The sequence below is a fragment of the Halarchaeum sp. CBA1220 genome, assembly GCF_003721175.2.
GTDB classification, from domain to species: domain Archaea; phylum Halobacteriota; class Halobacteria; order Halobacteriales; family Halobacteriaceae; genus Halarchaeum; species Halarchaeum grantii.
This window is the reverse complement of sequence record NZ_CP054707.1, coordinates 1244588-1262612: the sequence shown is the minus strand read 5'-3', so window position 1 is coordinate 1262612 and position 18025 is coordinate 1244588. Positions and strand designations below refer to the sequence as shown.

The 18025-nt window shown below is 71.1% G+C and carries 22 protein-coding genes and 1 pseudogene; 15 read left to right on the top strand and 8 right to left on the bottom strand.

Annotation, left to right across the window (positions count from 1 at the left end; translation table 11 throughout):
- The first annotated feature begins 69 nt into the window (after positions 1-69).
- The 3 genes from EFA46_RS06765 to EFA46_RS06755 are packed head-to-tail and all read left to right on the top strand — an operon-like array spanning position 70 to position 1504.
- The gene (locus EFA46_RS06765; RefSeq protein ID WP_123074027.1) at positions 70-429 is read left to right on the top strand and encodes a nuclear transport factor 2 family protein; all 360 of its coding nucleotides are present in this window, start codon (positions 70-72) and stop codon (positions 427-429) included.
- A 56-nt stretch (positions 430-485) separates the two neighbouring features.
- Positions 486-1001 carry a CinA family protein gene (locus tag EFA46_RS06760; protein ID WP_123074028.1) on the top strand — a complete coding sequence of 172 codons (516 nt, stop codon included), beginning with the start codon at positions 486-488 and terminating at the stop codon, positions 999-1001.
- Positions 998-1504 (top strand): metal-dependent hydrolase, encoded by a 507-nt coding sequence (locus tag EFA46_RS06755; RefSeq protein WP_123074029.1) that lies wholly within the window; start codon positions 998-1000, stop codon positions 1502-1504. Before EFA46_RS06760 ends, EFA46_RS06755 begins: the two co-directional genes overlap by 4 nt.
- Here the strand turns inward: EFA46_RS06755 and EFA46_RS06750 are convergent.
- On the bottom strand, positions 1501-2256 hold the full coding sequence (locus tag EFA46_RS06750) for a PHP-associated domain-containing protein (RefSeq protein ID WP_255494028.1): 756 nt from the start codon (positions 2254-2256) through the stop codon (positions 1501-1503). The genes EFA46_RS06755 and EFA46_RS06750 overlap by 4 nt on opposite strands.
- 103 nt (positions 2257-2359) lie before the next feature.
- Between EFA46_RS06750 and EFA46_RS06745 the strand changes: the two are divergent.
- The 4 genes and pseudogenes from EFA46_RS06745 to EFA46_RS06730 form a co-directional block, all read left to right on the top strand.
- A pseudogene (locus EFA46_RS06745) lies at positions 2360-2641 on the top strand (hypothetical protein); the annotation flags it as partial.
- A gap of 178 nt (positions 2642-2819) precedes the next feature.
- Positions 2820-3095 (top strand): hypothetical protein, encoded by a 276-nt coding sequence (locus EFA46_RS06740; RefSeq protein ID WP_123074031.1) that lies wholly within the window; start codon positions 2820-2822, stop codon positions 3093-3095.
- 53 nt (positions 3096-3148) lie between these two features.
- Positions 3149-4249 carry a zinc-binding dehydrogenase gene (locus EFA46_RS06735; RefSeq protein WP_123074032.1) on the top strand — a complete coding sequence of 367 codons (1101 nt, stop codon included), beginning with the start codon at positions 3149-3151 and terminating at the stop codon, positions 4247-4249.
- A gap of 175 nt (positions 4250-4424) precedes the next feature.
- Positions 4425-4811, top strand: coding sequence for a BGTF surface domain-containing protein (locus EFA46_RS06730; RefSeq protein WP_123074033.1), 387 nt, complete (start codon positions 4425-4427; stop codon positions 4809-4811).
- Between the two features lie 184 nt (positions 4812-4995).
- Here the strand turns inward: EFA46_RS06730 and EFA46_RS06725 are convergent, their stop codons facing one another.
- From EFA46_RS06725 to EFA46_RS06705, 5 genes are all read right to left on the bottom strand, one after another.
- On the bottom strand, positions 4996-5433 hold the full coding sequence (locus EFA46_RS06725) for a transcription elongation factor Spt5 (RefSeq protein WP_123074034.1): 438 nt from the start codon (positions 5431-5433) through the stop codon (positions 4996-4998).
- Between the two features lies 1 nt (position 5434).
- Positions 5435-5611, bottom strand: a complete 177-nt coding sequence (locus EFA46_RS06720) for a protein translocase SEC61 complex subunit gamma (protein WP_123074035.1) — start codon at positions 5609-5611, stop codon at positions 5435-5437.
- A gap of 66 nt (positions 5612-5677) precedes the next feature.
- Positions 5678-6565: a dihydrodipicolinate synthase family protein gene (locus tag EFA46_RS06715; RefSeq protein ID WP_123077230.1), complete on the bottom strand. Its 888-nt coding sequence runs from the start codon at positions 6563-6565 to the stop codon at positions 5678-5680.
- Positions 6566-6627: 62 nt separating this feature from the next.
- Positions 6628-7764, bottom strand: coding sequence for a cell division protein FtsZ (gene ftsZ, locus EFA46_RS06710; protein ID WP_123074036.1), 1137 nt, complete (start codon positions 7762-7764; stop codon positions 6628-6630).
- 31 nt (positions 7765-7795) lie between these two features.
- Positions 7796-9148: a D-aminoacyl-tRNA deacylase gene (locus tag EFA46_RS06705; RefSeq protein ID WP_123074037.1), complete on the bottom strand. Its 1353-nt coding sequence runs from the start codon at positions 9146-9148 to the stop codon at positions 7796-7798.
- A 144-nt stretch (positions 9149-9292) separates the two neighbouring features.
- On the opposite strand from EFA46_RS06705, the gene EFA46_RS06700 reads away from it, so the two are divergent.
- The 7 genes from EFA46_RS06700 to EFA46_RS06670 all read left to right on the top strand — a co-directional run bounded on the left by EFA46_RS06700 (position 9293) and on the right by EFA46_RS06670 (position 15527).
- Positions 9293-10426 carry a sodium:calcium antiporter gene (locus EFA46_RS06700; RefSeq protein ID WP_123074038.1) on the top strand — a complete coding sequence of 378 codons (1134 nt, stop codon included), beginning with the start codon at positions 9293-9295 and terminating at the stop codon, positions 10424-10426.
- A 45-nt stretch (positions 10427-10471) separates the two neighbouring features.
- Positions 10472-11269, top strand: a complete 798-nt coding sequence (locus tag EFA46_RS06695; RefSeq protein ID WP_123074039.1) for a shikimate dehydrogenase — start codon at positions 10472-10474, stop codon at positions 11267-11269.
- A 26-nt stretch (positions 11270-11295) separates the two neighbouring features.
- Positions 11296-11979: a helix-hairpin-helix domain-containing protein gene (locus EFA46_RS06690; protein WP_123074040.1), complete on the top strand. Its 684-nt coding sequence runs from the start codon at positions 11296-11298 to the stop codon at positions 11977-11979.
- 96 nt (positions 11980-12075) lie between these two features.
- Complete coding sequence (pabB, locus tag EFA46_RS06685; RefSeq protein WP_123074041.1) at positions 12076-13566, top strand: aminodeoxychorismate synthase, component I; 1491 nt, start codon at positions 12076-12078, stop codon at positions 13564-13566.
- A complete protein-coding gene (locus tag EFA46_RS06680) occupies positions 13563-14204 on the top strand; it encodes an aminodeoxychorismate/anthranilate synthase component II (protein WP_123074042.1) in 642 nt (213 codons plus the stop codon). The genes pabB and EFA46_RS06680 overlap by 4 nt, the downstream gene beginning before the upstream one ends.
- The gene (locus tag EFA46_RS06675) at positions 14189-15040 is read left to right on the top strand and encodes an aminotransferase class IV (protein ID WP_123074043.1); all 852 of its coding nucleotides are present in this window, start codon (positions 14189-14191) and stop codon (positions 15038-15040) included. The genes EFA46_RS06680 and EFA46_RS06675 overlap by 16 nt, the downstream gene beginning before the upstream one ends.
- A gap of 43 nt (positions 15041-15083) precedes the next feature.
- The gene (locus EFA46_RS06670) at positions 15084-15527 is read left to right on the top strand and encodes a Rieske 2Fe-2S domain-containing protein (protein ID WP_123074044.1); all 444 of its coding nucleotides are present in this window, start codon (positions 15084-15086) and stop codon (positions 15525-15527) included.
- On the opposite strand, the gene EFA46_RS06665 is transcribed toward EFA46_RS06670, so the two are convergent.
- Positions 15524-15814: a transcriptional regulator gene (locus EFA46_RS06665; RefSeq protein WP_123074045.1), complete on the bottom strand. Its 291-nt coding sequence runs from the start codon at positions 15812-15814 to the stop codon at positions 15524-15526. The genes EFA46_RS06670 and EFA46_RS06665 overlap by 4 nt on opposite strands.
- Positions 15815-15933: 119 nt before the next feature.
- Between EFA46_RS06665 and EFA46_RS06660 the strand changes: the two genes are divergently transcribed.
- A complete protein-coding gene (locus EFA46_RS06660; protein ID WP_123074046.1) occupies positions 15934-16899 on the top strand; it encodes a sugar phosphate nucleotidyltransferase in 966 nt (321 codons plus the stop codon).
- Here EFA46_RS06660 and EFA46_RS06655 read toward each other — a convergent pair.
- A complete protein-coding gene (locus EFA46_RS06655; RefSeq protein ID WP_123074047.1) occupies positions 16889-17968 on the bottom strand; it encodes a PAS domain S-box protein in 1080 nt (359 codons plus the stop codon). The genes EFA46_RS06660 and EFA46_RS06655 overlap by 11 nt on opposite strands.
- Between the last annotated feature and the right edge of the window lie 57 nt (positions 17969-18025).

Here is an 18025-nt window from a genome sequence, read left to right as displayed (position 1 = left end):
CTCGATGGCCCCGTGCGGAAGACGGACAGAGCCGAACGGCTTACGTCGGCGGCGCCACCCACTCGACGTATGGTCGGAAACGCGGACCCCGAGGCGGCGCGTCGCTACTACGAGCTCGTCGACGACGAGGACTACGACGGCCTCGTCGGCCTCTTCAGCCCCGACGTCGTCTACGAGCGCCCCGGTCAGCCCCCCATCGAGGGGCTCTCGGAGCTCCGGGCGTTCTACGAGACGGGCCGACCGCTCTCGGAGGGCGAGCACACCGTTCACACGGTCGTCGCGGAGGGCGACACCGTCGCGGTCCGTGGCTCCTTCGAGGGCGTGCAGGACGGCGAGCGCGTCGCCTTCGGCTTCGCGGACTTCCACGAGTTCGACGACGAGGGCTTCATCGTCCACCGACACACCTACACGGACCGCGACACGGTCTGAGCGCCGCGACGCGGCGCACCCACAAACGCAATACCGCCGCCGGTGTTACGGCCGGTATGCGAGAGTACGCCGACGATCCGCCGGTCGAGGAACGCATCGGTGACGCGCTCCGGGAGGCGGGCGAGACAATCGCGACGACGGAGTCCTGCACGGGCGGCCTCGTCGGGTCGCTCCTCACGGACGTCCCGGGCTCCTCGGACTACTACGACCGGACGTACGTCACGTACACGTACGACGCGAAGCTCGACACCGGCGTCTCCCGTGAGGCCCTCGACGCCCACGGCGCGGTGAGCGAACCCGTCGCGCGCGAGATGGCGCGCGCGGTCCGCGACGCCGCGGGGACGACGTGGGGCGTCTCGACGACCGGCATCGCGGGCCCGACGGGCGGGAGCGAGGCGAAACCCGTCGGCACCGTCTACGTCGGCGTCGCACACGCCGGCGCGTGGGGCACCGACGACACCTACACGACCGTCGAGCGCTACACCTTCGACGGCGACCGCCAGGAGATAAAGGAGCAGATCGCGCGACGGGCGCTCGACGACGCCCTCGCGGCGATGGAGGCGCGCGAATGAACAAGAAGGACCACATCCTGAACGGCCTGCTGTTGGGCGTCGGCCTCGGCTTCGTCCTCCACCCCGAAGGGAGCGTGCAGACGCTCGTCACGGTCGCCGCCGTCCTCGTGCCCGTCGTCCTCGGCGCGCTGTTCCCCGACATCGACACCGAGTTCGGCAAGCACCGCAAGACCCTACACAACGTCTTCGTCGTCGCGGTCCTCTACGGGTACACGGTCTACTTCTCGAACCTCCAGTGGGTCTGGGTCGGCGTCCTCACGCACTTCGTCCTCGACGTCCTCGGCTCGAAGCGCGGCATCGCGCTCTTCTACCCGCTCTGGGACAAGGAGTTCGGCACGCCCGTCGGCGTCACGACGTCCTCGCAGTACGCGACGGTCATCACCGTCGTCATCACGCTCGTCGAGCTCGTCGCGATCTACGCGCTCATCCACTACCTGCCGGGCGTCGTTCCGAACGTGGACGTCGCCTCGCAGGTGCAGGGCCTCCAGACGCTCGTGGGCTAGTAGACGCGGACGTCCTCGAAGCGCCCCTCGTAGGCGATATGCCGGGGGTGCGTGGGCTCCATGCCGGAGAGGAGCACGCGGTCGAGTTTCTTGTACGTGTTCTCGTAGGCGAGGTCGAGCGTTTCGAGGCGACAGCGCAGCGTGTGGCGCCACCCGCGTCGGTGCTCGACGCGCCGAGGCGCACCGGACTCGAGCGCGTCGAGGAGGTCGGCCTCGCTCCCGATGTCGCGCTCGAACGTCGTCCACACCTCCCCGACGGTCGCGCGCCGGTGGGCGTAGCTCGACCCGAACGGCGGGAGGCCGTAGGCTTCGACGAGTTCGCGCGCGCGCTCGTTCTGCCACGGGAGGTGTTTCGGGTTGTAGACCTCGCCCCCGGCGAGCTGGTCGCCGTAGCGCTCGAACTCCGGTGCGCCGAGGCTCACCGTCGCGAACTCCGGGTGCGGGGCGAGCACGGTGGCGTTCTGTCTGTCGAACTCGTCGAAGGCGCCCTCGAGCGTGATGAAGTCCGGGACGGGTTCGGTGAGGCCGAGCGCGAGGACGTGCCTGCGCTCCTGCCACGGGCCGGTGAACACCTCGCGGGCGGGCACGACGAGCAACTCGTCGTCGCTGAACGCCGCCGCGCGCTCGCGTATCTCGGGGAGACGCACGAAATGCGGCGCGTACACGAGGACGTCGATGCCGCGCGACTTCGCGCGCTCGGCGACGTCCTGATCGAGTATCTTCACGTGGGGGTCGACCCGTGTCTCCGTCACGCCCGGCGATAGGCGCGGCGGGGTTTTAGCGGTTGCAGTTTCGCGCGCCGCGACGGGCGCGCCCGGACAAGCTTTATCGGGGCACTCGCGGTACCGGACGCGTATGTCCGGCTGGGAGTGCGCCATCGGCGACTGCGCGGCGACGTACGACGACGTGACGGACCTGCTCGCCCACCAGGTGGAGGGCCACGACCGCCACGAGTGTCGCGTCTGTAACACCGTCGTCCCGGAGGGGTTCTTCGCCATCGCGCACGCCTTCGACGCGCACACGCGAGCGGACTACGTGCGGGCGTACGACGCGGACGCGGACGACATCCGCGTTCGCGAGGACGTGAAGGGCACCGTCGAGGACGCCGTCGACGTCGCCGCCGTCCGCGAGCGCCTCGGCCTCGACGCCCGCGAGGACGGCACGGACGCCGGCGAAGCGGACGGCACCGACGAAACGGGTGGGGCGAACGGGAGGAACGACACCGACGAGGCGGGCGACACCGACGAGGCGGACGGCGTGACGGACGCGTAATCGGCCGGACGGTTTTTCCGACTCGGCGACGCACCCGTCGAGTATGACCGAGGAGTGGCGGACGGAGGCCGTCGAGGCGGTCCTGCGCGTCCTCGCACAGACGGGACTCGGCGTCTCACCGGGCGGTATCGCCGCGAACATCGAGCGGCTCCTCCGGGAGGACGTCGACGTCGCGGCCGTCGAGGACGCGCTCGAACGACTGGACGACCGGCACATGGTGGAGTCGCTCGACGCGGGCGACTACTACCGGCTCACCGAGCGCGGCCGCGAGTACGCGACGACCGAGTTCGGCGACGACGTCTTCGGCTACATCGACTGAACGGGGTCCGCGACGCGAACGCCTATGGTCCGTGGGCGTCCTGAACGCACACGATGACGTCCACCACGGGACGCCTCGCCTACCTCCGGGACGAGCAGTCCGTCGAGATTCGGGAGTATCCGGTGCCCGACCCCGAACCGGGCGCGCTCGTCACCGAGGTCGTGCAGGCGAACGTCTGCGGCTCCGAGCTCCACATCTGGAAGGGGATCCATCCGGTCCTCGACCGGATGGTCCTCGGCCACGAAGCGCTCTGTCGCGTCACCGACGTCGGCGACGGCGTCGAGACCGACTACGCGGGCGAACCCATCGAAGAGGGCGACCTCATCGCCCCGACGTACTTCGTCGCCTGCGGGAAGTGCGAGTACTGCGGGCGCGGGGAGTTCCGCTCCTGCGAGAACGCCCTCCAGCACTGGCTCGAGCACCCCGACGAGTTCCCGCACTTCCACGGGACGTTCGCGACGCACTACTACGTCCACCCCGAGCAGCACTTCTACAAGGTCCCCGAGAACATCCCGGACGGCGTCGCGGCGGCGGCGAACTGCGCGCTCACGCAGGTGCTCTTCGGCCTCGACGAAGTCGGCCTCTCCTACGGCGAGACGGTCGTGATTCAGGGCGGCGGCGGCCTCGGGCAGAACGCCATCGCCGTCGCGAACGAGTACGGCGCGGAGACCATCCTCGTCGAGGGCGTCGACGAGCGCATCGAGCGCGCCCGCTCGTTCGGCGTCGACCACGTCGTCGACTTCCGCGAGTACGACACCGTGGAGGCGCGCGGCGAGCGCGTCGCCGAGCTCACGGACGGGCGCGGCGCGGACGTCGGCGTCGAAGTCGCGGGCGTCCCGGACGCCTTCGCGGAGGGCCCACACCTCCTCCGCGACGGCGCGCGCTACCTCGAAATCGGCAACATCACGCCCGGCCGGACCGCCGAAATCGACCCCGCGCTCTTCACCCGGAAGAACATCGAGGTGACGCCGACGATGCGCTACGACCCGTGGTACCTGAAGCGCGGCCTCGAGTTCCTCTCGCGCACCGTCGAGAAATACCCCTACGGCGACCTCATCGACGCCGAGTTCGACCTCGTGGACGCACAGACCGCGCTCGAGCAGTCGGACGCCCGCGAGATCACGCGCGCGTCGCTCGTCCCGCACGGGCACTGACGGGAGACGACCCCGACGCCGGACGGTGAAATCGGCGCTTCACCGTGGCGTGCGATTATGCCGCTGCGCCGGATAGACGCGAAGGCATGGTCCCGACCGAACCCCGACTCCCCTCCAGCGCGAGAGTACCGCGACGCATCCGCCCACCGACAGCCGACACGGACGGAGGTCGGCGATGAGGTGGCGACCGGTCGCACTCGCCCTCCTCGCCGTCGGCCTCGTCGCCACGGCGGGCTGTGCGGGACTCGGCGGGCCGAGCGGCGAGACGACGCCGACGCCGCCGTACATCGCGCACGACGGCGAGAACGTCACCGTCCAGCCCGCCGCAGAACAGACCATCAGCGGGGCGACGACGCTCGAGGCCGGTGAGAACGTCACCGTCCGCGTACAGTCCTCGGGCGGCGAGTCGCCCTTCCTCAAGACCGACACCGCGAACGTCACCGAGGGCGGCTCGTTCGAGGCGACCTTCGACTTCTCCGGCGTCGAGAGCGGCGCGCCCTTCGAGGTCACCGTCCGCCACAACGGGAGCGAAATCGTCGCGGCGGACGGCGTCGTCGCGTAGCGACCCCATCACGCTTCGACGGCGCACGCCGCGTCGCGGAGCGCGCTGAAGCGCATAGAAAACCCGCCTGCCGCTACCGTTCTTCCGAGTCGTCTCACGGCGCAGTGCGCCGTTCGACTGTACGAGGAGCTATCGCTCCTCGGAATCCGCGTGAGCGAATCGAACGCGGAGTTAGAGAAACGCGTTAGCGTTCCTCGGAGTCCAGCACCCGGATCTGGTCGCCGCGAACGGTGACCGGAATCGGGACGGTGGCCTCGTAGAGTTCGACGGTGACCTGGTCCTTGCCCTCGTCGATGCGCTGGACCTGCGCCTTCTCGCCCTTGAACGGGCCGGCGATGAGCTCGACGATGTCGCCCTCCGCGATGCCCTCGACGTCCGGTTTCGGGCTGAGGAAGTGCTCGACCTCGCTGATGGAGGACTCGCCCGGCACCATGCTGCGGGCGTGCGGAATCTCCTCGAGCACGCGCGAGATGACGGCGTCGTTGTCCGCCTCCACCATCACGTAGCTCGTGAGCGCGTCCGGCGCGAGGACGGCGTGAATCTCGTTCTCCTCGCGGTTCGCGATCATGCTCGCGACGGTCTGCTCCTGGCTCGCGGTCGTCTTGACTGCGTACACACTCATCTCAGATCCCCGTGCCCGGAACGACGCCCATGACTAGGAAGATGATGAAGCCCATCAGGCCGACGAGGAGGATGCCGGCGCCGGCGATGAGCGCGATCTGGGAGAACTCCTCCCACCCGGGGGTGCTGGCCAGTTTCAGCACCCGCGTGTACGCTGAAAGCTCTAGGGGAACGTCCATAGCGTGCTTTCGACACCGCTCCTTTTCTGTCTTTCGCACCGCCGGCCGCGAGCGCCGACGGCCGGGCTACGCGACGCGTTCGAGGGCGGCGTCGACGGCGGCCGCGACGTCCGCGCGCGCGTCGGCGTCGAGTTCGACGAGCGGCGGGCGCACCGCCGCGTTCGGGAGGCGGCCGCGCGCGGCGAGCGCGGCCTTCGTCGCGGGCGCGAAGCCGTGCTCCGCGCAGTGGGCGAACAGGGGCGTGAGGCACTCGCGGTGGAGGTCGCGCGCTCGCTCGTCGTTGCCGGCGGCGAGGGCGTCGCGGACCGCCGCGAACACCTCGGGGACGGCGTTCGAGAGCGCGTTGATGCCGCCGCTCGCGTCCATCAGGCCGGCGGGAACGAGCTGGCCGTCGACGCCCTGGTAGACCGCGAACTCGTCGGGGACGGCGGCGAGGACGTCCGTGAAGTAGCCGAAGTCGCCGCCGGAGTCCTTCAGGCCGACGACGGCGTCGTGCGCGGCGAGGTCGGCGACGACGTCGACGGGGATTTCGGCGCCCGTGCACGCCGGGATGTTGTAGAGGTAGAGCGGGAGCGGGCTGTCGTCGGCGACCCGTCGGAGGAAGCGCGTGGCGCCGGCGGGCGCGTTCGCGGTGTGGAAGTAGGGGAGGACGACCAGGCCGGCGTCCGCGCCGGCGTCGTCCGCGAACGCGAGGGCGTCGAGGGTGTCGGCGACGGCGGTGGCGCCCGCGCCCGCGACGACGGTGGTGTCGTCAGGGGCGCGTGCGACGACGCGTTCGATGACGGCGCGGTTCTCCGCGCGCGTCATGCTCGCGAACTCGCCGGTGGTGCCGCAGGGGACGAGGCCGTCGAGGCCCGCCTCGAGCACGCCGTCGACGACGGCGTCGAGCGCGGCGAGGTCGACGTCGCCCTCGGCGTCGAACGGCGTGACGAGCGGACAGAGCACGTCAGTCATGGCTGTCGCTTTCGACGCGAGGACCATAGAGGCTTCTCCGAAACGGGAGAACGAAGAGCGAGTTACTCGACGTAGTCGATGTCGCGCTCGGCGCTCGTCTCTGGTTGTTCGTCGCCGTTCTGCCCGTAGATTTGCGGGGATTCGACGCCGGTGACGACGACCATCGTGCGCATCTCGCCGTCGAGTTCCTCGTCGACCGAGGTCCCCCAGATGATGCGCGCGTCGGGGTCGATGCGGTTGTAGATCTCCTCGACGACGCCCTCGGCCTCCTCGATGCTCATGTCCGGGCCGCCCGTGACGTTCACGAGCGCGGAGTTCGCCTGCCCGATGTCGACGTCGAGGAGCGGGCTGCGCAGGGCGCTCTTGACGGAGTCGACGGCCTTGGAGTCGCTGTCGGACTCGCCGAGGCCGATCATGGCGACGCCGCCCTTCTCCATGACGGTGCGCACGTCGGCGAAGTCGAGGTTGACGAGGCCGGGTTTCGTGATGAGTTCGGTGATCCCCTTCACGGAGCGCATGAGGACTTCGTCGGAGACCTTGAACGCCTGTCGGACGGGGAGTTTCCCCACGGAGTCGAGCAGGCGGTCGTTCGGGACGACGATGACGGTGTCGGAGACGTCGCGCAGGCGCTCGAGGCCGGCTTCCGCGTTGTTGCGCCGGACCTCGCCCTCCGCCGTGAACGGCGTCGTGACGATGCTGATGGTGAGCGCGCCCGCCTCGCGGGCGGCCTTCGCGACGACCGGGGCGCTCCCCGTGCCGGTGCCACCGCCGAGACCGGCGGTGACGAAGACCATGTCGGAGCCGGAGATGGCCTCGCGGATCTCCTCCTGGGACTCGAGGGCGGCCTCCTCGCCGACCTGCGGGAGCGAGCCGGCGCCCCGGCCGCGCGTCTTCTCCTGGCCGATGAGGATCTTCGTGTCCGCCTCGATGTCGACGAGGTGCTGGACGTCGGTGTTCGCGGCGACGAGTTTCGCGCCGTGGATGCCCTCCTCGTGCATCCGGTTGACGGTGTTCGAGCCCGCGCCGCCGCAGCCGACGACGGTGATGTTCGTCTGCAGGTCCTCGAGAACGCCGAGTAGCTCCTCGTCAGACATCCGGCCGGAGCTGGCGTTCCCCCCGCCGCTGTCGGGGGAGACGCCCTCGGAGGGCTCGGCGCCCTCCTCGGCCTCGTCGATAGCGTCCTGCACGATGGAGTCCATGTTGCCTATACTCTATACGAGAGTCGTTTAATTACCTTTCCCCCTCGTGTCGGACGACCGTCTCACGCGCCCCGCGCGGGTAGGCCTCCGCGCGTTCGCTCGCGACGTCCTCGGGCCGGACTTCCTCCCCGTCGACCTCGACGGTGTGGCCGCTCGCGAGCCGCCCGAACTTCGGGCCCTCGGGGACGCCGCGCGCGCGGGCCTTCTCGGGGTCGAAGGACTCGTCGGTGACGCGGACGGCGTCGGCGTCGCGCTCGACGGCGTCGTACTTCTCGTCGAGGAGCGTAGCGAGCGCGGCGACGTACGCGTCGTGGGCGTCCGCGTCCGGGAACGCGACCTCGCCCGCGACCCGGTTCCCGTTCTCCTCGGTGGTGTAGGCGAGCGCGTGCTCGCTCGCGGCGGCGAGCGCGGCGTCGGCGTCGACGCTGTGCGCGTCCGCCCAGAGGCCGTCCGGGTGGTCGACGACGACGTACTCGCCGGGCGCGCCCTCGCGGGCGGCGTCGCCGAAGCGGAGGCCGTCGGCCACGCTCCCGAGTTCGGCTTCGAGGTCGGTCGCGAGAGCGAGGTCGACGCCCGTGGTCTCGCGGAGCCACGTCTCGCTCACGACCTCGTGGCCGAGGTCGTCGATGACCGCGCGCAGGCGCGGTTTCTCGCCGTCGACGACGGCGCGCGTCGCGTCGCTCTCCGCGAAGGCCTGCGCGATCACGTCGCGGTGCTCGCGGGGGTCGCCGAGGTCGTCGAGACACCAGTCCGCGCCGACGTGCCCGACCGCCCAGTCCGTCGTCTCGACGATTCGGGTGGGACGGGGGGCGTAGTGGCCGCCGCCGAACGCGACGACGGTGCGCTCGGCGTGCGCGTCGACGCCGCGCAGGTCGAGGATGGCGCGCGCGACCGCCTCTGCCGCCGACTCGTCCGCCCACTGTTCCTCGCCGGAGCCGAGTTCGACGAACATCGAGGGCGCGCCGACGGCCGTCGGGCCGTGGTGCGTACACTCCATCCCGACGTCGTACTCCTCGGGCGCGTGCTCGGCGAACGCGGAGACGACGGCGCGGTGGGCGTTCGGGCAGGCCTCGGCGAGGTCGCGGTCGGCGCCGCCGTGCTCGGCGGCCCCGAAGTTGCCCGTGAAGTGCGCGGTGAGCAGCGGGCCGCTCGAGCCGGCGTGCCGCGAGGCGAAGACGACGAAGGAGGGGTCGTCGAACGCCGATGCGACCCCATCGAGTTCGAGGTGCCAGTCCTCGAACTCGCGGAGCTCGAAGCCCGCACACCGATAGCGCGCGGCGCTGGCGTCGTCGTCCGCGCGCTCCCAGTCCCGTAAGGCGAGCAGTCGCTCGCCGACGGCGCGCGACGCGGAGTCGGCGCGGCTCACGACGATTCCGACGGTCATACTCGCAGTCGCCCCTCTCGCCGCTAAAAGCCGTCGGAAGGCGCGACCGTCGCCGGACGCGCCGCCGAAGTATCGGCGAGCGGCAAATCGGTGCCCCGTGGCCGAATGGGTGCGCTTACAAGCCCCGTGGGAGACAGCCGTGGTATGGACGGCCTCGCACCGGCACTCCTCTCTCCGGCGGCGGACCGGACGCTCCTCCTCGTCGGGTCGTTCGTCCTCCTGCTCGCCGGCGCGGAAGTGTTCACGAACGGCGTGGAGTGGCTCGGCCACCGCCTCGGCGTCAGCGAGTCGGCGACCGGGAGCATCCTCGCCGCCGTCGGCACCGCGCTCCCGGAGACGCTCATCCCCGTCATCGCCATCCTGCAGGGCGGCGCGGAGTCCGCGCACGTCGGCGTCGGCGCGATCCTCGGCGCGCCCTTCATGCTCGCCACCATCGCGATGTTCCTCGTCGGCGTCAGCGTCTATCACTTCCGCGACCGGCGGGTGTTCGGCGACGAGATGCACTTCAACGAGGTGGCGACCCGTCGCGACCTCTCCTTCTTCCTCGTCGGCTACGTCATCGCGTTCGCCGCCGCGTTCGCCCACAACCGCCTCCTCGAGTACGCGATGGCGGCCCTGCTCGTCGGCCTCTACCTCCTCTACCTCGTGCGCTCCCTGCAGAGCGGCGAACTCGCGGAGAGCGAGGGCATCGACGCGCTCCACCTCGGCCTCCTCATCGAGCGCGTCGCCGCGCGCGCCGGCTACGACCCCCGCTCGCACGGCGACAACCCGAGCTTCGTCTTCGTCGCCCTCCAGACCCTGTTCGCGCTCGCCCTCATCATCGGCGGCGCGCACCTCTTCGTCAGCGAGGTCCAGTGGCTCTCCAAGGAGGTCCTCGGCATTCCCATCGCCATCGTCGCGCTCCTCATCGCGCCGCTCGCGACCGAGCTCCCCGAGAAGTTCAACTCCGTGCTGTGGATCAGCCGCGACAAGGACACGCTCGCGCTCGGGAACATCACGGGCGCGATGGCGTTCCAGGGCACGCTCCCGGTCACGCTCGGCATCGTCTTCACGGACTGGGACCTCTCGCTCGCGTGGGGGACCACGGGCTTCCTGAACGCCTTCTCCGTCGTCCTCGCCGTCATTTCCGGCGGCATCCTCTACCTCCGCGCGCGCTCCGCGCACGAGGAGCCGATGGACCCGAAGCCCTTCCTCGTCGGCGGCGTCTTCTACGCCGCGTTCATCGTCCTCCTCGTCTACTTCGTCGTCGTCCTCGGCATCGACGCGGGCGCGCACTGACGCCTCGAGCAGGGGATTTTTGCTCGACGGCGTGCCTCGCCCTGTATGGACGTCTACGGACTCCTCGGGAACCCGGTGGGCCACTCGCTCTCCCCGCCGATGCACGAGGCCGCCTACGCGGAGCTCGACATGGACGCGCGCTACGTCACCTTCGAACCGGACGCGTCGGACGGCGCGGCGGCGGTCGAGGCCGCAGAGACGCTCGGCATCGCCGGCCTGAACGTCACCATCCCCTTCAAGCAGGACGTGCTCGATGCGGTCGAACCGGACGACCTCGCGCGCCGCGTCGGCGCCGTCAACACCATCGACTTCTCGGGCGAGGTCCCGACCGGCCACAACACGGACGTCGCGGGCGTCCAGCGCGCCTTCGAGCGCTTCGACGTCCCGCTCGCGGGCGCGGACGCCGTGATCGTCGGCGCGGGCGGCGCGGCGCGGGCGGCGGCGGTCGCGCTCGTCACGGACGGCGCGGACGTCGCCGTCGCGAACCGCACCGTCGAGCGCGCGTGGGAGCTCGCCGACGACGTGGGCGCGGACGCCCACGGCCTCGATGCCCTCCCCGACCTGCTCGCCGACGCGGACGTGCTCGTGAACGCGACGAGCGTCGGGATGGAGGAGGACGTCTCGCCGGTGCCGGCGGACGCGCTCCACGCGGACCTCGCGGTGCTCGACGCCGTCTACTCGCCGCTCGAGACCCGACTCCTCCGCGAGGCCGCCGAGGCGGGCGCGACCACCATCGACGGCGCGTGGATGCTCCTCTATCAGGGCGTGGTCGCCTTCGAGCGCTGGACCGGCGCGGACGCGCCCGTGGACGCGATGAACGCGGCGCTCCGCGAGGGGCTTTAAGTCCCTCCCGGTCGTTACGCCGTCCAATGGGTCTCATCTCGAAACTGAAGTCGCTTCTCGGCATGGAGTCGAACCGGAGCGGACGCGAGCGCGACGCCGGCGTCACGGTCGAGCGCGAACGCGGGAGCGAACGCGACGTCGAGGAACCGGTCGCGGCCGAGACGGAGGCCGCCGCCTCCACCGAGTCGCTCGTCGAGGAGTCCGTCGAGGAGGGCGACGCCGACTCGCCGGCGGAGGCGGCCGAACCCGCCGAAGCCGCCGGCCCCGACGAGGCGGACATGGAGACGGACGTCGGCGCGTCGGAGGACGCCGACGCGGATGTCGAGGAGCCGGTCGCGGCCGAGACTGAGGCCGCCGCCTCCACCGAGTCGCTCGTTGACGAGGCCGTCGAGGAGGCCGAACCCGAGTCGAGCGCGGACGCCGCCGAACCGGCGGAGGCGGCGGGCCCGAGCGAGGCGGACATGACGACGGACGTCAACGACGTCGAACCCGACGCGGACGAGGACGCCGTCGCGGACACCGAGGGCGCCGAGGACGTCGAAATCATCAAGGGCGTCGGCCCGGCGTACGCCGAGCGCCTCCGCGACGCCGGCGTCGAGACGGTGGACGACCTCGCGAGCGCGGACGCCGAGGAGCTCGCGGAGCGGATCGACCTCTCCCCGAAGCGCGTCCAGCGCTGGATCGACCGCGCGAGCGAGCGCGAGGAGTGACGGCGGCCCCGTAGCGGCGACCGGGGCGACGCGCCGGCCGACGACCCGGCCGCCGGCCCCGAAACGCGTTTCCCGGTCCGGCACCCTTTCACGGCTATGAGCGACGCAGACGTGCGAACGGAGCGCGCGGCCTTCGCGGCCGCGGCGCGCGACGCCCCGCCCGGCGCGCGCGTCCCCGTCGAAGTCCGGGTGGCCGTCGACGACCCCTTCGACGCCTACCGTCGCGCGCGCGGCACGGCGCGTGGGGCCTCCGGGGAGCGCGAGGCGGCGATCTTCTACGAGACCGGCGGCGGCCGCGACGGCTGGGGTTACTTCGGCGTCGACCCGGTCGCGACCACGACCGTCGGCCCCGACGAGACCGGCGTCTTCGACGCCATCGACGACCTCCTCACGGGCGAAACGCTCGTTCGCGCGGGCTGTGACGTCCCCTACCCCGGTGGGTTCTTCGGTTACCTCTCCTACGACGCCGCACGCGAGACGGAGGCCATCCCGGAGACGACGACGGACGACCGTGGCGTTCCGCGCCTCGAACTCGCGACGTTCGAGGTGCTCGCGGCGTGGCGCGACCCCTTCGAGGCCGGCGACGACCTCCGCGTCGTGGCGACGCCGCGACTCGACGACTACGCGAGCCCCGAGGCCGCGTACGCCGACGCGCGCGAGCGGGCGCTCGCCCTCGCCGAGCGTGCGACCGAGGGCGCGTACGGCGACGAGGCGCCGCCCGCGCCCGGTGCAGACGCGACGTTCGAGAGCGACACCGGGCGGGCGGCGTTCGCCGAGCGCGTCGCGCGCATCAAGGCCGAGATACGCGCGGGCGAGACGTTCCAGACGAACGTCAGCCAGCGCCTGCGCGCGCCCGCCGCCGTCCACCCCGTGCGGGCGTACGCGGCGCTTCGCGAGGTGAACCCCGCGCCGTACGCGGGCCTCCTCGAGTTCCCGGGCTGTGACCTCGTCTCCGCGAGCCCCGAGCTCCTCCTCGAGCGTCGCGGCGACGAGTTGCTCACGGAGCCAATCGCGGGCACGAGGCCGCGCGGCGAAACTGAGGCCGCGGACGCCGCCTACGAGGCGGAACTGACGAGCGACGAGAAGGAGCGCGCGGAGCACGCGATGCTCGTCGACCTCGAGCGCAACGACCTCGCGAAGGTCTCGGAAGCGGGGAGCGTCGCCGTCGAGGAGTACAGGCGAATCGACCGCTACTCGCGCGTGATGCACCTCGTCTCGCTCGTCTCCGGGACGCTCCGCGAGGGCGCGACGCTCGGCGAAGCCGTCCGCGCGCTCTTCCCCGGCGGGACGATCACGGGCGCGCCGAAGCCGCGAACGATGGCGCTCGTCGACGAGGTGGAGGCGACGCGACGCGGCCCCTACACGGGGAGCATGGCCGCCATCGGCTTCGACGGCGACGCCACGCTCAACATCGTCATCCGGACGCTCGTCCGCACGGGCGCGGAGTACGGCCTGCGCGTGGGTGCGGGCGTCGTCCACGACTCCGACCCCGAGTCGGAGTACGACGAGACGCTCGCGAAGGCCCGGGCGCTCGTGGACGCGGTGGACCGCGCGCTCGCGGACGCCGACCTGGAGGTCGAGCGATGAGCGCGCGCGTGCTCGTCGTGGACAACTACGACTCGTTCGTCTACAACCTCGTGGACTACGTCGCCGCGCACGTCGGCCGCGAGGCCGTCACGGTCGAGCGCAACGACGCCATCACCGTCGCGGACGTCCGCGCGCTCGACCCGGACGCCATCGTGGTGTCGCCCGGTCCCGGCACGCCCGCCGACGCCGGCGTCTCGACGGCGCTGTTCGCGGAGACGGAGTACCCGATACTCGGGGTGTGTCTCGGCCATCAGGCGCTCTGTGCGGCGCGCGGCGCGGCCGTCGTGCGCGCGCCCGAGGTCATCCACGGGAAGCCCTCGACGGTCACGCACGACGGCGCGGGCGTCTTCGCGGGCCTCCCGGATCGGATTTCGGTCGGGCGCTATCACTCGCTCGCCGTCGAGCAGGGGACGCTCCCCGCGCGGCTGGTGGAGAGCGCGCACACCGTCGCCGGCGACGCGGACGGCGACGCCGAGATCGTGATGGCGGTTCGGGACACCGAGCGCCCGCACGTCGGCGTCCAGTTCCACCCGGAGAGCGTCCTCACGGGCCGTCCCGAGGACCCCGCCGACCTCGACCTCGGTCGGGCGCTCGTCGCGAACTTCCTCACGGAGGTGGCCGGATGCGCTATCACGTAGCCGGCGAGCTCGTGGACGCCGCCGACGCCACCGTGAGCGTCGCGGACCGAGGATTCCGCTACGGCGACGCCGGGTTCGAGACCCTGCGCGCGTACGGCGGCGGCGTCTTCCGGTGGGACGACCACGCCGACCGGCTCGCGGGCACGCTCGACGCGCTCGGCTTCGACCGGTACCCGGACGCGGCGGACCTCCGCGAGCGCGTCCGCGAGACGCTCGCCGCGAACGACCTCGACGACGCCTACGTCCGCGTCTCCGTCACGCGCGGCGCACAGGAGGGGAAGCTCACGCCCGGCCCGGCCGACCCCACCGTCGTCGTCGTCGCGAAGCCGCTCCCGCGAGGAGGGGTCGCGGGCGAGGACGTCTGGGACGCGCCGGCGAGCGCGCGCGTCGTCGAGACGCGTCGTATCCCGAGCGACGCGCTCCCCGCGAGCGCGAAGACGCACAACTACCTGAACGGCGTGCTCGCCCGGACCGAACTCGACGGCGAGGACGAAGCGCTCCTCCGCGACGCGGACGGCCACCTCGCGGAGGGTGCGACGAGCAACGTCTTCTGGGTGCGCGACGGCGTCCTCCACACGCCGAGTCTGGCGGGGGACGTCCTCCCGGGCGTGACGCGTCGCGTCGTCCTCGAACTCGCCGCCGACGCGGGCATCGACGTCGAGACGGGCGTCTACGAGCCCGGGGCGCTCCGGCACGCCGAGGAGGCGTTCCTGACGAACACGACGTGGGAGGTCCGGCCGCTCGTCGCCGTCGGCGACGCCGCGCTCCCGGTCGGACCCGTCACCGAGCGGCTCCGCGACGCGTTCGACCGGCGCGTCGAGGCGACGCACTACTGAGGAAGCGACGCGTTCAACTCGCCGGAGCCGATACCGGGACAGCATGGATTCCGGGACTCGGATGGCACCCCTCGCGGACGTCCCCGACGAGTCGAGCCTGCTCGTCACCCTCCGCGACGACGCCGGCGAGGACGTCGAGTTCGTCCTCGTGCGCGCCGACGGCGGCGATAGCGAGGGCGCGGAGGAGGAGGTTCGGGCGTGGCACAACATCTGCCCGCACTGGACCGACGTCCGCTTCGACTCGGGGAGCGGCGCGGAGGTCAGAAACGGCGACCTCGTCTGCACCAAGCACGGCGCGACGTTCGCGTGCGAGAGCGGCGACTGCGACTTCGGCCCGCCGGAGGGGGCGTCGCTCACCGGCGTCGACGTCGCCGTCCGCGACGGGAGCGTCTACCTCGTGGACGACGACTACGAGTTCGTGCGCGTCGGGGCGGCCGAAGTGGGGCGCGACCGCTCGACGAACCCCGGCGAGCGCCTCGGCTTCTAGGACTCCACGACGAACGCGGGTTCCTCGATGCCCTCGTGCTTGCACTCCGGGCAGCGCGACGGTAGGTTCAGCGGGTCGTCGTAGCCGTCGAAGCCGCACTCGCGACACGCGGGCGGCCGGACGAGCAGTTCCTCCTCCGGGGACCCGCGGACGGACTTCGCGACGTGCTCGACGTGCCCGAGCGCGGCGTGCGGCGTCACCTCGAACGCTTCGGCGAGCGAACTCGGCGTTTCCGGCCCCTCCCGGAGGGCGTCCGCGATGCGCTCGCGCGTCGTTCGTGACTCCATACGCGCCCGTACGTCGGTTCGCGGTTTAGCTCCCTCGGTGGCTCCCGTGTGGGGACGCGTCGCCCCGCGCCGACGCCGGAGGGGAAAAGGACTTAGGGACTGCGGGGAACGGTTCACGTATGAAAGCCGTCGTGCTGGCTGGTGGGTACGCGACGCGTCTCTGGCCCATCACCAAGAACCGGCCGAAGATGTTTCTCCCCGTCGGTGACTCCACGGTCATCGACCGAATCTTCGCCGAACTCGAGGCGGACGAACGCATCGACGAGGTCTTCGTCTCCACGAACGAGCGCTTCGCGGACGCGTTCCACGAGCACATCCGCGAGTCCGACTACGAGAAGCCGACGCTCTCCGTCGAGGACACGAGCGCGGAGGACGAGAAGTTCGGCGTCGTCGGCGCGCTCGCCCAGCTCTTCGAGCGCGAGGGCGTCACGGACGACACGCTCGTCATCGCCGGCGACAACCTCATCAGCTTCGACATCTCGGAGTTCGTCGACTTCTTCGAGGCGAAGGACACCCCGACCATCGCCGCCTACGACGTCGGGAGCTACGAGCGCGCGAAGTCCTACGGCCTCGTCGAGCTCGACGGCGACGAAGTCATCAACTTCCAGGAGAAGCCCGAGAACCCGAAGAGCACGCTCGTCTCCATCGCCTGCTATGCCTTCCCCGAGGACGTCGTCACGTCCGGCTTCGACGAGTACCTCGCCTCCGGCGAGAACCCCGACGAGCCCGGCTGGTTCGTCGAGTGGCTCCAGTCGCGCACCGGCGTCCACGCCTTCACCTTCGAGGGCGCGTGGTTCGACATCGGCACCCCGGAGAGCTACCTCGACGCCGTCGCGTGGCAGCTCGACGGCGAGAACCTCGTCCACGAGGACGCCACCGTCGAGAACACGACGCTCGGCGAGGACGTCCACGTGATGGCGGGCGCCGAAGTCGTCGACTCCAACCTCGACCGGGCGGTCATCTTCCCGGACGCCACGCTCCACGACTGCGACGTCCGCAACTCCATCATCGACGAGGACACCCACCTCGAAGACATCGACTTCTCGGGCGCGCTCGTCGGCGCGCACACCCGCATCACGAACTGACGGCGGCGTCCGACTTCTCCACGAGCGTCACGTCGCGGAACTCGACGCGCGCCCCGCCGTCCGCCCCCGCTTCGAGTCGCATCGACCAGCCGTGCTCGGCCGCTATCGTCCCGACGATGTGGAGGCCGTAGTGGCCGCTCTCGGTGTCGAGCGAGCGGCCGGCGTCGCGCGCGATGACCTCGTCCGAGAACCCCGTGCCGTCGTCCGCGACGTAGAAGCCGTCCCCGTCCCCGATCACGCCGACCGTCACCGTCGGGTCCGGGCGGCCGCTGTGCTCGACGGCGTTCCGCACGAGGTTCTCGAGGAGTTGGCGAAAGCGGCTCCGGTTGGCGCGCACCTGCCACACCCCGTCCGGGAGTTCGAGCGTCGCGTCGCCCGTCGCGACGGTGTCCCACGCCGCCTGCGCGACGGCGTGGACGAGCAGCGTGTCGACGGCGCCCGCGTCCTCGGTGCGTCGAGCGCGCGCGAGCATGTCCTCGATGATCTGGTCGATGCGGTCGATGGACTCATCGACGGTGCGGAGGTACTCGCTGTCCCGGCGGTCGCGCTCGAGCGAGAGCTGCGCCTTCGCGACGGCGAGCGGGTTGCGGAGGTCGTGCGAGAGGACGTCCGCGAACTCCTCGAGTTCGGCCTTCTGCTCGCGCAGCGTCTCCTCGCGGGCCTTGCGCTCCGTGATGTCCGTGAGGATGCCGGTGAAGACGCGCTCGCCGTCGTACTCGTGCTCGCGCAGGCTCACCGACACCGGAACTTCGTGGCCGTCGGCGTGCAGCGCGGTCAGCTCGACGCCGTCCCAGTCGATGTGCCGCTCGCCGCTCTGCAGGTACTGCTCGAGGCCGTTCGCGTGCGCGGAGCGAAAGCGCTCCGGGATGATGCTCATCTTCGAGCTCCCGACGAGCTCCTCCGGCTCGTAGCCGAGGATGCGCTCCATCGCCGGGTTCGCGAAGAGGATGACGCTGTCCTCGTCTATCGTGAGCAGCCCCTCGGAGGTGTTCTCGATCAGTGCGCGCAGGAACTCGTCGTCGTCGCGCAGAGACCCTCCGCTCCGAACGAACTCGGCGGCGTTCCCCATTACGTCCGCGTAGGCGAGCGGGCGGGTTAAGCGTTCTCGCCTCGCGGCCCTCGTCGC